Raw genomic sequence first — 13,296 nt, forward strand, 5'->3', positions numbered from 1 at the left:
GGCAGCGGGGCCGACGGGCTCCAGCGGCCGGTGGGCGAAGATGGGGTGCCCCGTCCTCAGCCCGCAAGGAGTGTCCGTCGATGCCAACCTCCGGTCCCGGCTCGCGGCCACCGACGATCGCCGATGTCGCCCGGCTCGCCGGGGTGTCGCGTACGACGGTCTCCCACGCCCTCAACGGGATCGGCAAGGTCGATCCGCGGACCAGGGAACGTATCAAGCGGGTCGCCGCCGAGCTCGGTTACCGGCCCAACCTCCGGGCCCAGCGGCTGCGCCGGGGGGAGGCGAAGGCCATCGCGCTGGCCTCCTCGATGCCGTTCGCGGTGGCCGGTGGGCCGTCGCGGCTCGGGTTCTACATGGAGATCGCCGCCGCCGCCGCGGAGAGCGCGTTGCTGCACGGCTACGCCCTGGTGCTCGTACCGCCCGTGCAGTCGGGGTCCGCCCTGTACTCCGTCGACATCGACGGCGCCATCGTCGTCGAGCCCGACGTGAACGACGCCGCCGCGGCGCAGTTGAAAGAGCGGGGCCTGCCCTATGTGTCGCTCGGCCGGCCGGTGTCGCCGGACGACACGTCGCCGTACGTCGATCTGCGCGGCGGACCGGTCGCCGAGATGCTGTTCGCGCATCTGCGTGAGCAGGGTGCCCGGCGGCCCGCGCTGCTCGTCGGCTCCGGATCACGCCACTCGTCGGTCGACGCGCTCGCCGCGTACGAGCGGGTCGCCGAGCAGTACGGCTGGGAGCCCGTCGTGGCGAGCGCCCCGGAGGCGGGCGGCGAGCAGGCCGGGTACGAGAGCTGTGCCGCCCTGCTGGCCGAGCACCCCGGGACCGACGCGGTCTGCGCGCTGGTGGACGCGTTCGCGGTGGGCGCGGTGCGGGCGATCCGGGACAGCGGGCGGACCGTACCGGGCGACGTCATGGTCGTCACCCGCTACGACGGGCTGCGTGCGCGCACCTGCGAGCCGCCGCTGACCGCCGTGGACCTTCATCTGGACCGTGCGGCGGCCGCCGCGGTGGAGCTGCTGCTCGGCCGGCTGCGCGGGGAGGGCTCCGCCGCCACGGTGGCGACGGCGCCCGAGCCGCGGGTCGTTCCGCGTGCCTCGTCGCTGCGGGTCACAGCCCGAGCATGAGGACCAGACCGGAGACCAGGGCGAAGACGAGGACGCACAGCCGCATGCGGCGCGCGTCCAGCCGGTGGTGCACCAGCCGGCTCAGCCACGCGCCCACGGCGATCACCGGCACCAGCGCCACCGCGAGACCCAGGTGTCCGGGCTCGCCCTCCCCGGTCGCGAACAGCAGGCCCAACGAGGCCACTTCCCCGACGAGGAAGCAGGCGGCGACGGTCGAGCGCAGTTCCGCGGGCGGCCGGTGCTGGTAGACGAGCGCGAGCGGGGGGCCGCCGACGCCGGTCGCGGTCTCCGTGAGTCCGGTCACCACGCCCGCCCCGAGGTAGGCCGCCCGGCCGGGGGTGAAGGCGGGGGCGACCAGGCTCACGACCGCGGCCAGCACGGTGGCGATGCCGACGAACAGGCCGATGCTGCGGTCCGGGATCAGCCAGAGGAGCGCGAGCCCGGCGGGCGTGGCGGCCAGCCGGGCCCCGGTGATCCAGCCCGCGCCGCGCAGGTCGATCGAGCCGCGTTCGCGCCAGGCGACGTACAGGTTGAGCGGGATCATGGCGGCCAGGACGAACACCGGGAGCAGACCGGGGTCGAGGATCCCGGCCACGGGCGCGACGATCAGGGCGAAGCCGAGACCGCTGCTGCCCTGGACGAACGCGGCGACGGCCACCGTGAGGGCGAGGACCACGAGTGCTTCGGTACTCACCGTGCGGCGCTCCCCTGCCGTGCCGCCGTGGACGTGGGGTGTACGCGGGTGATGGGCGCTCTCTCGACGGTTGTACGGGCCAGTTCGGCCGCCTGCCGTACGAAGGCGGGGCCGTCCCAGCCGGTGGGCAGGCCGCGCCAGAGCCGTAGGTCTCCGGCGACGAACACGGCGGTGATCTGGTCGCGGTTGCCTCGGCGTACCAGCTCCCACGGCACGTCCCGGGAGAGCGCGAGCTCGGGGGTGGTGAGGTCGACGAGGAGGAAGTCCGCGGCCAGCCCCTCGGCGACCGTGCCGGTGCGGGCGCCGAGGCCGACCGCGTCGGCGCCGCCGGCGGTGGCGTGTTCGAGCCAGGTCCAGCCGGCGCCGCACGAGGAGTCCCCGGTGGCCAGTCCGTAGGCGATCCGCTGGGCGAACTCGGCCGCGTCCGCGAGGCGGAACCCGTCGCCGCGGGTGCCGTCGGTGCCGAGCCCGAAGCGGACGCCGCGTTCGGCCATCGCGGTGGCCGGGGCGACGGCGTTGCCCTTCCAGGCGCTGGCCACCGGGTTGTAGCTGACGGCGGTCCCGGTGTCGGCGAGCAGGGTCAGTTCGCGGGGGGTGAGCAGGGTGGCGTGGGCGGCGAGCAGTTGAGGGCCGAGCGCGCCGATCCTGTGCAGGTGTTCGAGCGGGCGCAGTCCGTGCCGTACGAGGGAGCGTTCGACCCCGGCCAGGTGCTCGTTGACGTGGATCTGCACGATCGCGCCGGCCTCCGCGGCGAGACGTGCGGTGCGGTGGAGGGTCGTCGAGGTGGCCGCCTCGGGGATCGAGACGGCGAGGGAGGCGTGGACCAGCGGATCGCCGTCGTACCGGGCGAGGTGCTTCTCGGCGCTTTCGAGGACAGCGGTGGTGGTGGTCGCGGAGTCCTCGGCGGCGGTCGCGGGGTCGCCGGCGACGTCGTTGCACACGAGGCCGAGGACGCAGCGGATTCCGGCGTCACGAGCGGCCGAGGCGACGACGTCGACGTCCACATCGGCACGCGTACCGGCGTCGGTGACGGTGGTGAAGCCGCCGCGCAGGGCCTCCAACGCCGCCAGTTTGGCCGCGGCATAGGCCGATTCCTCGTCCAGCGCCCCCTCCAGCGGGACCCAGACCCTGCGGAAGATCTCCGACGGCTCACCGAAGGCGAGCGCGGAGCCGAAGCTCTGGGTCAGATGGTGGTGGGCGTCGACGAAGCCGGGCATCAGGAGATGGCCGGGCAGCGTGACGGCGTCCAGGTGCGGGTGCGTACGCGCCAGTTCCCCGGCGGGTCCGACGGCGCGGAAGGAGCCGTCGGCGACGACGACCGCGTATCCGTCGGCGGGCCCTTCCGGCAGCAGCACGGCATCGGGTACGAGGAGGAGGGGGCCGGGTGAGTCGAGGTGGTCGCGGGTGAGCTGGTTCATCGGTCGCTTTCCGTGCGTGAGGTGGTCAGCCGGGCGGCGATACGCGGCCTGACGTGGTGGAACAGGATGTTGAGTACGGCGGCGACGAACGCGCCGACGGCGACGCCGCTTTCGAGGAGGATGCGGACGTTCGGCGGGAAGCCGGCGTACACGCCGGGGATGAGGATCGGCAGCAGGCCCAGCGCCAGGGCGACGGCGCAGATGAACGTGGAGGTGTGCCGGTCGAGGTCGGAACGGCCGAGCATCTGCACGCCGAGCACGGTGATCACCGCGAAGACGACCATCGCCGTGCCGCCGACCACGGCGGACGGGACGACACTGATCGCGCGGGTCACCGGCGCGAGGAACCCGATGACGATGAGGACCACACCGGCGGCGGCGGTCACGTAGCGGCTGCGGACGCCGGTGACCCGGACGATCCCGATGTTCTCGCCGCTGGTCACCATCAGCGGCAGCCCGAAGAACCCGCCGAAGAGGGAAGTCAGCGCGTCACCGCGGACGGTCTTGGGGACGTCGGCGCGGGTGTCGATCTCCTTTCCGACGGCCTCGGCGTTGATGACCGTCTGGCCGGTGGCCTCCGCCATGGAGGCGAGGCTGTAGAGCATCAGCGGGAGGGCGGCGACCAGGCTGAACTGGGGCGAGCCGAAAGGCATCAGCTCCGGCACGCTGACCAGACCGCCTTCGGCTGCGCCGCCGAGGTCGATGCGGCCGAGGAGCCCGGCCAGCACCGTGCCGGCGACCAGGCCGAGCATGACCGCGAGTTGCCGCAGGATGCCGGTGAACAGCAGGTAGAAGACGACGGTGCATCCGATCGTCGCCATGCCGAGCGCGAGGTTCGTCGTGTTCGCGAATCCGGGCTCGCCGGGCCGGCCGGTGACGAGGACCGCCCCAACCTTCACCAGGTTGACCCCCACGATGACGATCATGGTGCCGATGACCAGGGCCGGGAAGAACCTGAGCAGCCGTGAGAAGACCGGCAGGACGACGAAGTAGAAGGCCGCGGTGAGAATGACCGCGCCGGTGGCGGTGCGCAGACCGTGCTGCTCGGCGATGGCGAGGAACAGGATGAGCGGCGCGCCGCCGGGCAGCATCACGAACGGCAGCCGGGGGCCGAACTTCCACGGCCCCAGCGACTGGATCAGGGACCCGACGCCGGAGAGCACGAACGCCGCCGAGAGCAGGTTGACGGTCAGGCCGGCGTCGAGCCGGAGGGTGGCGCTCATCAGGAAGATCGCCGAGATGGGGGTGGCGGCCATGACGAGGACGTGCTGAATCCCGAAGAGGACGATCCGCCCCAGGGGGCGCGACTCGTCGACGGGGTGCACGGCGGGGCACGACGCGTCGGCCGGGTACGGGGCGTCAGCGGAAGGCGGGGCGTCGGCCGGGTACGGGGCGTCGGCGGAATGCGGGGCGTCGTGCGTGACCGGCTCCGGCGTCGGTGGTCGGTGTTCCGCTCCGGGTGCGGGTTGGCGATGACTGGACACGTTGGAGCTCCATTCGGGCGTGAGAAACGCTCGGACATCAGCCGCGATCCAGCCCCGAACGGAGGGCCAAATCGATTTGGCCAAATCGATTTGGCCGTCAGTATGGGGAGCCCTCACGGCCATCGTCAAGAGCTGTGACGACGGCCCGCCCGGCCTTGCCCGGCGGATCCGCCGGGACGGAGACGACCGCGTGCTCGCTGCCGGTGGCGCTCACGCGAGGTGCGGCGGCGGACGGCCTCTTGACCTCCCTGACGGCAGCAACTACGTTGCCGTGAACCGCCCGACCCCGGCCCTCGAAAGGAGGCGACCAGCTGATGTTCACCTACTCCGACCTCGGTCGCCTCGCCGAGTGCACCGCCTGGGTCCCGGGGCGTATCGCGCACGGCTGCTGAGCGCGCCCCCTTCTCCTGTGCCCTTCCGCGGCACCTTTCGGCGGCCCCGCTCCGCCCCTTCTCCATCACTTCTTGCCGCGCACCGCTGTCGTGCGCCGCTTCGCGCCCGCTCCTCTCCCGTGGCGCGTCCGAATCAAGAGAGCAGTCCGACATTGACGAAGACATTGACGACGACGGTGAACCGGCCCGCCGCGCGACGGAACGAAGGCCTGTCGTGACGGCGCCCCGCGTCACGGTCAACGGGACCGAAGCCCTCATCTCACCGGCCGCGCCCCACACCACGGTGCTGGACTTCCTGCGCGAGCGCGGCCTCACCGGCACCAAGGAGGGCTGCGCCGAGGGCGAGTGCGGCGCCTGCGCGATCCTGGTCGCCCGCCCCGGGACGAACGAGCCCACCGACTGGGTGGCGGTCAACGCCTGCCTGCTCCCGGCCGCGGCGCTCGACGGACAGGAGGTGGTCACCTCCGAGGGGCTCGCCACCGTCGCCGCGGCCGGCCCGCCGGGCACGCTGCACCCCGTGCAGGAGGAGATGGCGGTCCGCGGCGGCTCCCAATGCGGTTACTGCACACCAGGGTTCGTGTGCAGCATGGCCGCCGAGTACTACCGGCCCGACCGCCGCGCCCACGCGGATCCGGCCGGGGGCGCCGACCCCGAGCACGGGCCGAACGGCTTCGATCTGCACGCGCTGAGCGGAAACCTGTGCCGCTGCACCGGATACCGTCCGATTCGCGATGCCGCGTACGCCGTCGGCGCCCCCACCGACGAGGACCCGCTCGCCCGGCGTCGCGCGCAGTCCCCGCCCGCGCCCGTCGCCACCGAGTACGTCCGGGACGGCAGCACGTTCCTGCGGAGGAACACCCTGGGCGAGACCCTGCGGTTGCTGCGCGAGCGGCCCGACGCGGTGGTGGTCGCCGGCTCCACCGACTGGGGCGTCGAAGTGAACATCCGCGCCCGCAGGGCGGATTGCGTGATCGCCGTCGACCGGCTGCCCGAACTGCGGCAGCTGCGCGTCGGATCCGACGCCGTCGAGATCGGGGCGGCACTGACGCTCACCGAGATCGAGCGCCGCCTCGACGGCCACGTCCCGCTGCTGGCACAGCTGTTCCCGCAGTTCGCGTCGAGACTCATCCGCAACAGCGCGACGCTGGGCGGCAATCTGGGGACCGGCTCCCCCATCGGAGACAGTCCGCCCGTGCTGCTCGCCCTGGAGGCGTCGGTGGTGCTCGCCGACGCCGACGGCGAACGACAGGTCCCCCTCGCGGAGTACTTCACCGGCTACCGGCAGAGCGTGCGCCGTCCCGGCGAGCTGATCCGCGCGGTACGCGTCCCGCTGCCGCTGTCGCCCGTCGCGGCCTTCCACAAGATCGCCAAGCGTCGCTTCGACGACATCTCCAGCGTGGCGGTCGCCTTCGCGCTCGATGTCGAGGACGGGATCGTCCGCAAGGCTCGCATCGGTCTGGGCGGAGTCGCCGCCACCCCGATCCGCGCCCGCTCCACCGAGGAGGCCCTGGAGGGCAGGCCGTGGACGGCCGAGGCCGTCGAGTCCGCGGCGCGGGTACTGCGGGCGGAGGGCACGCCGATGAACGACCAGCGCGCCAGCGCCGCCTACCGCTCCGCGATGCTGGGCCAGAGCCTGCTGAAGCTGTACGCGCAGACCACCGAGGCGGTTTCCTCATGAGCCAGCTGTCCCAACGCCCCGAGAAGCCGGTCGTCGGCGTGTCGATGCCGCACGAGAGTGCCACCCAGCACGTCACCGGCACCGCGCTCTACACCGACGACCTGGTCCATCGCACGAAGGACGTGCTGCACGCCTACCCGGTCCAGGTCATGAAGGCCCACGGCAGGATCAGCCGGCTCGACACCGGGCCCGCGCTCGCCGTGCCCGGCGTGGTCCGGGTGCTGACCGCCGCCGACGTGCCCGGTGTCAACGACGCCGGCATGAAGCACGACGAACCGCTGTTCCCCGACACGGTGATGTTCCACGGCCACGCGGTCGCCTGGGTGCTCGGCGAGACGCTGGAGGCGGCCCGGCTCGGGGCGGCGGCCGTCGAGGTCGACCTCGACGAACAGCCCTCCCTGATCACGCTCCGGGAGGCGATCGCGGCCGGTAGCTTCCACGGCGCCCGGCCCGTGATGCTCACCGGCGACGTCGACGCCGGCTTCGCCGACTCCGCGCACGTGTTCTCCGGCGCGTTCCACTTCTCCGACCAGGAACACTTCTATCTGGAGACGCACGCGGCGCTGGCCCTGGTCGACGAGAGCGGGCAGCTGTTCGTCCAGAGCAGCACCCAACACCCCTCCGAGACACAGGAAATCGTCGCGCACGTCCTCGGCCTGCACAGTCACGAGGTGACCGTGCAGTGCCTGCGGATGGGCGGCGGCTTCGGCGGCAAGGAGATGCAGCCGCACGGCTTCGCGGCCGTCGCCGCGCTCGGCGCCCGGCTGACCGGCCGGCCGGTCCGGGTCCGGCTCAACCGCGCCCAGGACCTGACCATGTCCGGCAAGCGCCACGGGTTCCACGCGCAGTGGAGGATCGGCTTCGACGCCGAAGGCCGTATCCAGGCCCTGGACGCCACCCTGACGGCGGACGGCGGCTGGAGCCTGGACCTGTCCGAGCCGGTCGTCGCCCGTGCGCTGTGCCACATCGACAACACCTACTGGATCCCCAACGCCCGGGTCGCGGGCCGTATCGCCAGGACCAACAAGGTCTCCAACACCGCCTTCCGCGGCTTCGGCGGCCCCCAGGGCATGCTGGTGATCGAGGACATCATGGGCAGGTGCGCGCCGCTGCTCGGCCTGGACCCGGCGGAGCTGCGCGAGCGCAACTTCTACCGGCCGGGGCGGGGGCAGACGACGCCGTACGGACAGGTGGTCACGCACCCCGAACGGATCTCCACGGTCTGGCAGCAGGTGTGCGCCGACGGTCGCGTCGCCGACCGGCGGCGGGAGATCGCGGCGTTCAACGCCGCCCACCCGAACACCAAGCGGGGGCTCGCGGTCACCGGGATCAAGTTCGGCATCTCGTTCAACCTCACCGCCTTCAACCAGGGCGGAGCACTGGTCCTGGTCTACAAGGACGGCTCCGTCCTGATCAACCACGGTGGCACCGAGATGGGCCAGGGCCTGCACACCAAGATGCTCCAGGTGGCCGCGACGACGCTGGGCATCCCGCCGCACAAGGTGCGGCTCGCCCCGACGCGGACCGACAAGGTGCCCAACACCTCCGCCACCGCGGCCAGCGCGGGGGCGGACCTCAACGGCGCGGCGGTGAAGAACGCCTGCGAGCAGATCCGCGACCGGCTGCTCCCGGTGGCCGGTGGCCGACTGGGGGCGAACGCCTCGGACGTGCGCATCGTCGAGGGCGTCGCGCGTGCCCTCGGCAGCGACGACGAGCTGGCCTGGGACGACCTGGTGCGCACCGCGTACCTCCAGCGCGTGCAGCTGTCGGCGGCGGGCTTCTACCGGACCGAGGGCCTGCACTGGGACGCGAAGGCGTTCCGGGGCTCACCGTTCAAGTACTTCTCCTACGGTGCCGCCGCGGCGGAGGTGGAGGTGGACGGCTTCACCGGCGCGTACCGCGTCCGGCGGGTGGACATCGTGCACGACGTCGGCGACAGCCTCTCCCCGATGATCGACATCGGCCAGGTCGAGGGCGGTTTCGTGCAGGGAGCGGGCTGGCTGACGCTGGAGGACCTGCGCTGGGACACCGGTGACGGGCCGGGCCGCGGCCGGCTGCTGACCCAGGCGGCGAGTACGTACAAGCTGCCCAGCTTCTCGGAGATGCCGCAGGAGTTCCACGTACGGCTGCTGGAGAACGCCACCGAGGAGGGCGCGGTCTACGGGTCCAAGGCCGTGGGTGAGCCTCCGCTGATGCTGGCGTTCTCGGTACGGGAGGCGCTGCGTCAGGCCGCCGCGGCGTTCGGGCCCGCCGGGGTGAGCGTGGAACTCGCCTCGCCCGCCACACCGGAGGCGGTGTACTGGGCGATCGAGGCGAGCCGTCGGGCCGCATCCGCCCCGACCGGTCACCACGGCGACGGGTCCACCGCCGGCGCCGGGACGCGAGCCGAGGCGGAAGCACTGAGCGGTGCCTGACATGACCTGGTTCGCCGCGGTCGCCCGGCTGCGAGCACGCCGGGAGGCCGGCGTGCTGGTGACCGTCGCGACCGTGCGCGGCCACGCCCCTCGGAACGCCGGGGCGAAGCTCGTCGTGGGGCGGAACGAAACCTGGGGCTCGATCGGTGGCGGCAACGTCGAGGCGGTCACGACCGACCGGGCCCGGGAGCTGATCGCCGCGGCCGCGCCCGAACCGGAGCTGCTGGATTTCGCCCTGAACGACAAGGTGACCAACCGGCACGGCGTCCAGTGCTGCGGCGGCACGGTCTCGGTGCTGCTCGAACCGCTCCCGGTGGTACGGGCGGTGGCGATCTTCGGCGTCGGGCACGTCGGGATGGAACTGGCGCGCGTCCTGGCACGGCAGGACCTCGACCTCCATCTGATCGACAGCCGCTCGGACATCCTCGCCGATGAGCGGCTCGCCGTCCTCGCGGACGCGGTGGCGGCGGTGCGGGTGCACCACACTCCACTGCTGCCCGAGGAGGTCCTCGACGCGCTGCCGCGCGGCACCCACGTCCTGATCATGACCCACGATCACGCGGAGGACGCCGCTCTCTGCGACGCCGCCCTGCGGACACCCCACCTCGGCTCGATCGGGCTGATCGGGTCGGCGGCCAAGTGGGGGCGGTTCCGCGCGCGCCTCCGCACGGAGGGGGGTCACGACGAGGCGGCCATCGGCCGGATCAAGACCCCGATCGGGCTGACCGACATCACCGGCAAGGACCCCGCGACCATCGCCGTGAGCGTCGCGGCCGACCTGCTGCGCACCTTCGAGGCCGAGGGGAGCGAGGAGCGGGAGCACCGCCGTGACGAGTCGTCGGCCGGCATCGACGAGAAGGCCCGCGCGGCCGCCCGGGGCGGGTGCGGCAACACCTTCACCGAGAAGTCACCCCCTGGGGATGGGTAGGCACCGGGCCCGCTCGGGTGGCGCCGTCGGGACGCCGCCGCGTTCATGGCCGTCGGCGTCGGCGGGATCCCGTCGCAGAGAGCCACCCGTGGAGCCGTGAATACTGGGCTCTGGGCGTGGGCACGCGATGGGTCCGATCGCCTCGGACCGGCGCTCGATCGAGCCGTCCTGGCGCTCGCAGGACGGATATCGGCGGACGACGTGGTCGGCGTCGGCGTCGCGACCGACGCCGACGCCACCTCGATCGTCGCCTGCGCGCACTCGCGGCATCATCTCGACCAGATGATCGCCGAGGGGACGGAGTTCGCCATCGCTGTGAAATGGCACCTCGGCGAGTGGCATCCGGACATCGTCGGACTTCAGGGAATCGACGACCCACTGGTGCCGATCCGCGCCGAGTCAGAACGGGCGAAGCAACGCTTCACCGGTACGAGCGCCGACCCCGTCGCGGTGCCGGGCCTTCGCGCATTCCGCAGGGCGGTGTGGGACTCGGTCTCACAGGCGTCGACGGACTCGGTTGCCCGTGGATTCTTCGAGCAGTGGCCGAGTGCTGTCCGGTTCTTCCTACCACTGACGCCGACGCCTCGGGTGAGGACATCGCGCGCGGTGGGACGCCGCACTGAACGATCAGGTCGGCACGGCGGAGTTCCGGGAGTTCCAGAAGACCGACTCCGTCGAGGCGGATCGTCCGCACGGCGACGCCTCGCTCGCCGCGACCGACGCGGCCTGATCCTCACCGACCCGGAACGGCCGCTGCGCGAGGGCGAGGAGAAGTTTCTCGTCAACGACTGGCAACTTGTCGAGGTGCCCCAGCCCGTCCTGACCCACGACGAGATGCCGTGACGTGACTCACCGCCTCGGCGGCAGCGGCAATTGCGTCGCTGAATTCATTCGCCGGGCGAGGGCGGCTCGGGCATCTCCCAGATGCGGCTGAATACGTCGGCAACCTGGGGCCAGACCAGCTGACGAGCATCTTCGACCGAGTCGACCTCATTGACCACGGGCCCGAGGACAACGAACTCGTGGGGGATGATTCTGCCGGCCCTGTCCTTACGTCCCAAGGGATCCGGGAAACGCAGCGCCCCCTTCTCGGCGACGCGCCGCCAGACTTCCGGCTCGTCCCCGACACCCGAGAAGGCGTCGTCGTAGACCTGGAGTGGATTCCCGAATCCCCCGTCACGGAGAAACCGGAAACCCCAGGTCCGCCCACGTGTAGCCCAGATGAGGCTCACTTGACGCTCCTCAGAAAGACCTTCTCCTCTTCTCCCCTGTCCAGGTCCATCCGGAAGCGGGTCAACGTGGCGGTGAGGTAGTTCTGTTTGGCCATCGCTTCGGAGTTGATCTTCTTGAGTTTATCCCCTGCCACCTTGGCCGCCTCGTTCAGGACTTCCTTCGAGAGCACGAGGCCGACGACGTTACGCAAGAGACCTACCGCACCGGGCAACTTGATCTTGCTACCGACCAGCGCAGCGGCGAAAGCTCCCGCCCCGCCCAGCAGACTCTCCGCCACCTTCACAGGGATTTGTTTCAACTGGGCCCATCGGACGTGGCGCTCGAATGGCAGCATGGCGGCCAGCGGGAGGATCAATTCCAGGCCGACGCGCTTGGTCACCTCAATCCTTTCTGCATCGAACTTCGCCGACGAGAGCAGCACGAAGTCCTCACCTACGGACAACGCGTCGCTGGCCTCCACCAATCCAGCGATCACCTTACGCAATTCGACCATGTCATCGCCAGCCTTCTCCACCAGGAGATCCCTGAACTTGAACACGTCCAAGTTCGGCAGCAGATCGGACTTTGACAATGCCATGATCCAGATACGCGGAAATTCAACGAGAGGCTTGCCGTCCTTGAGCAGATCACTCTTGATCGACAGCAGTCCGTTACGGAAATTGGTCAGCAGCGACTTCAGGTACCGCTCTTCCTCTCCGGCGTTGTCCAGCAACCGCTGACCGTCCACCAGCAGGAGGGCGACATCAGAGCCCAGCAAGGACATAAACGTGTCGACTCTGCGTTGGGCCTCTTCCGGCCCGCTCACGTCATCCTCGAACCACTCACCCGGGTAATCGTGCCAGACAAGGCGCAAGGCGTCGAAAGGCCTGGCCTTATTGGCCTTGGCGTCGGACCCTTCCTTCAGTCTGACCGAGAAAGCATAGGACGTGGCGGAGAAACGGTCGGCTGCGGGCAGCCGCGCCGACTCCCTCATACCGAGGTAGTTTCGATGCAGCCGAGTACCCTGCCCCATTTCGTCCGCCACGACATGGAACAGACTCTTCTGCAGGTACTGAGCCTCCTGCGTGGCTCCATAGAAGGAGGAGAGCATGACGGTCTTCCCGCTGCCGCTCTCGCCGAACACTGCAATGTGCTGCTCCAGCGCTGCTTTCTTTACTTGCATATGAGGAGCATACTGAGGTCCCCTCGCAGCGTGAAGGCCGTAACTGCAGGGGAATTCTGTGGGCGGTTCGTGATTCTTTGAGGGGTTCTGGCGTCGCCTGGTGGGGTGAGCGAAGCCGGAAGGTGCCGGTCCGGAGTCGGTGGGCCTGGGGAGCGGGTGAACGCAAGCTGCCCCGAAGCGACTTATCTGACGAGCGGTGAACGTTGATCGAGCCGGTGCTCACGGCCTGGAAGGCCCGGCATCGCTCTGTCAGTGGGCATCAGGGGCGTTATCCGATGCGGGAGATCGTGACCTCGATCCTCTACCAGCCCCGGACCGGCTGTCAGTGGGCCCTGTTGCCGAACGACCTGCAGCCGAAGAGCGCGACGTACCACTACTTCGCCGTCTGCACGAGGGCCTGACGTACGAGATCGCGGCCCTGGAATTCGCTAGGCAGACGCCTATCCGGACGCGGGGTCAGCCGTGCTCTGGCACGAGCAGTACGACCGATTCCTCACCCGCATGCAGAAGGCCCTGGGCAGGTCCGGCGACGAAGGCCGGGCCGGTCGGCACGAGAACCGCCCGTCGCGGTTCCAGCTCGCGGCGTGGCCCGAACGGAGCTCTGCCAACGCCGCTGTCGGAGCGGCAACAGCGGATCAACGCAGGATAATTCGGTGCTGCCCACCCTGGAAACTCGCGTGTCAGCGTGCAGACGAGACAATGAGCCAATGCCAGGACTGTCCCCCGTGACGGGTGTCCAACGCGTCGATCGTCTCCCAGTCCTTCATCC

The 13,296-nt window shown here is 70.6% G+C and carries 10 protein-coding genes and 1 pseudogene; 6 read left to right on the forward strand and 5 right to left on the reverse strand.

Features of this window, described 5'->3' with window-relative positions:
- Nucleotides 1-80 precede the first annotated feature (80 nt).
- Nucleotides 81-1,124 carry a substrate-binding domain-containing protein gene (locus tag ACH4RG_RS14070; protein WP_397932249.1) on the forward strand — a complete coding sequence of 348 codons (1,044 nt, stop codon included), beginning with the start codon at nt 81-83 and terminating at the stop codon, nt 1,122-1,124.
- On the opposite strand, the gene ACH4RG_RS14075 is transcribed toward ACH4RG_RS14070, so the two are convergent.
- Genes ACH4RG_RS14075 through ACH4RG_RS14085 form a run of 3 tightly spaced genes read right to left on the reverse strand, consistent with a single transcriptional unit; the run spans nt 1,108 to nt 4,561 of the window.
- A complete protein-coding gene (locus ACH4RG_RS14075; protein ID WP_397916684.1) occupies nt 1,108-1,818 on the reverse strand; it encodes a sulfite exporter TauE/SafE family protein in 711 nt (236 codons plus the stop codon). The two genes, ACH4RG_RS14070 and ACH4RG_RS14075, sit on opposite strands and share 17 nt — an antisense overlap.
- Nucleotides 1,815-3,236 (reverse strand): amidohydrolase family protein, encoded by a 1,422-nt coding sequence (locus ACH4RG_RS14080; RefSeq protein ID WP_398539548.1) that lies wholly within the window; start codon nt 3,234-3,236, stop codon nt 1,815-1,817. The genes ACH4RG_RS14075 and ACH4RG_RS14080 overlap by 4 nt, the downstream gene beginning before the upstream one ends.
- On the reverse strand, nt 3,233-4,561 hold the full coding sequence (locus ACH4RG_RS14085) for a uracil-xanthine permease family protein (protein WP_397917225.1): 1,329 nt from the start codon (nt 4,559-4,561) through the stop codon (nt 3,233-3,235). The genes ACH4RG_RS14080 and ACH4RG_RS14085 overlap by 4 nt, the downstream gene beginning before the upstream one ends.
- A gap of 765 nt (nt 4,562-5,326) precedes the next feature.
- On the opposite strand from ACH4RG_RS14085, the gene ACH4RG_RS14090 reads away from it, so the two are divergent.
- Genes ACH4RG_RS14090 through ACH4RG_RS14105 form a run of 4 tightly spaced genes read left to right on the forward strand, consistent with a single transcriptional unit; the run spans nt 5,327 to nt 10,975 of the window.
- Entirely contained in the window at nt 5,327-6,790 is a 1,464-nt protein-coding gene (locus ACH4RG_RS14090) for a xanthine dehydrogenase small subunit (protein ID WP_397916686.1), read from the forward strand.
- Nucleotides 6,787-9,204, forward strand: a complete 2,418-nt coding sequence (xdhB, locus tag ACH4RG_RS14095; RefSeq protein ID WP_397932255.1) for a xanthine dehydrogenase molybdopterin binding subunit — start codon at nt 6,787-6,789, stop codon at nt 9,202-9,204. The genes ACH4RG_RS14090 and xdhB overlap by 4 nt, the downstream gene beginning before the upstream one ends.
- A 1-nt stretch (nt 9,205) precedes the next feature.
- The gene (gene xdhC, locus ACH4RG_RS14100; RefSeq protein WP_398539549.1) at nt 9,206-10,132 is read left to right on the forward strand and encodes a xanthine dehydrogenase accessory protein XdhC; all 927 of its coding nucleotides are present in this window, start codon (nt 9,206-9,208) and stop codon (nt 10,130-10,132) included.
- A gap of 45 nt (nt 10,133-10,177) precedes the next feature.
- Nucleotides 10,178-10,975 carry a hypothetical protein gene (locus tag ACH4RG_RS14105; protein ID WP_398539550.1) on the forward strand — a complete coding sequence of 266 codons (798 nt, stop codon included), beginning with the start codon at nt 10,178-10,180 and terminating at the stop codon, nt 10,973-10,975.
- Nucleotides 10,976-11,019: 44 nt separating this feature from the next.
- Here ACH4RG_RS14105 and ACH4RG_RS14110 read toward each other — a convergent pair whose 3' ends face one another.
- On the reverse strand, nt 11,020-11,364 hold the full coding sequence (locus ACH4RG_RS14110; protein WP_397916690.1) for a hypothetical protein: 345 nt from the start codon (nt 11,362-11,364) through the stop codon (nt 11,020-11,022).
- A complete protein-coding gene (locus ACH4RG_RS14115) occupies nt 11,361-12,527 on the reverse strand; it encodes a hypothetical protein (RefSeq protein WP_397916691.1) in 1,167 nt (388 codons plus the stop codon). Before ACH4RG_RS14115 ends, ACH4RG_RS14110 begins: the two co-directional genes overlap by 4 nt.
- Nucleotides 12,528-12,730: 203 nt before the next feature.
- On the opposite strand from ACH4RG_RS14115, the pseudogene ACH4RG_RS14120 reads away from it, so the two are divergent.
- A pseudogene (locus ACH4RG_RS14120) lies at nt 12,731-12,910 on the forward strand (transposase); the annotation flags it as partial.
- Nucleotides 12,911-13,296: the final 386 nt, after the last annotated feature.

The organism is Streptomyces sp. NPDC021019 (assembly GCF_044333295.1).
Classification (GTDB): Bacteria; Actinomycetota; Actinomycetes; order Streptomycetales; family Streptomycetaceae; genus Streptomyces.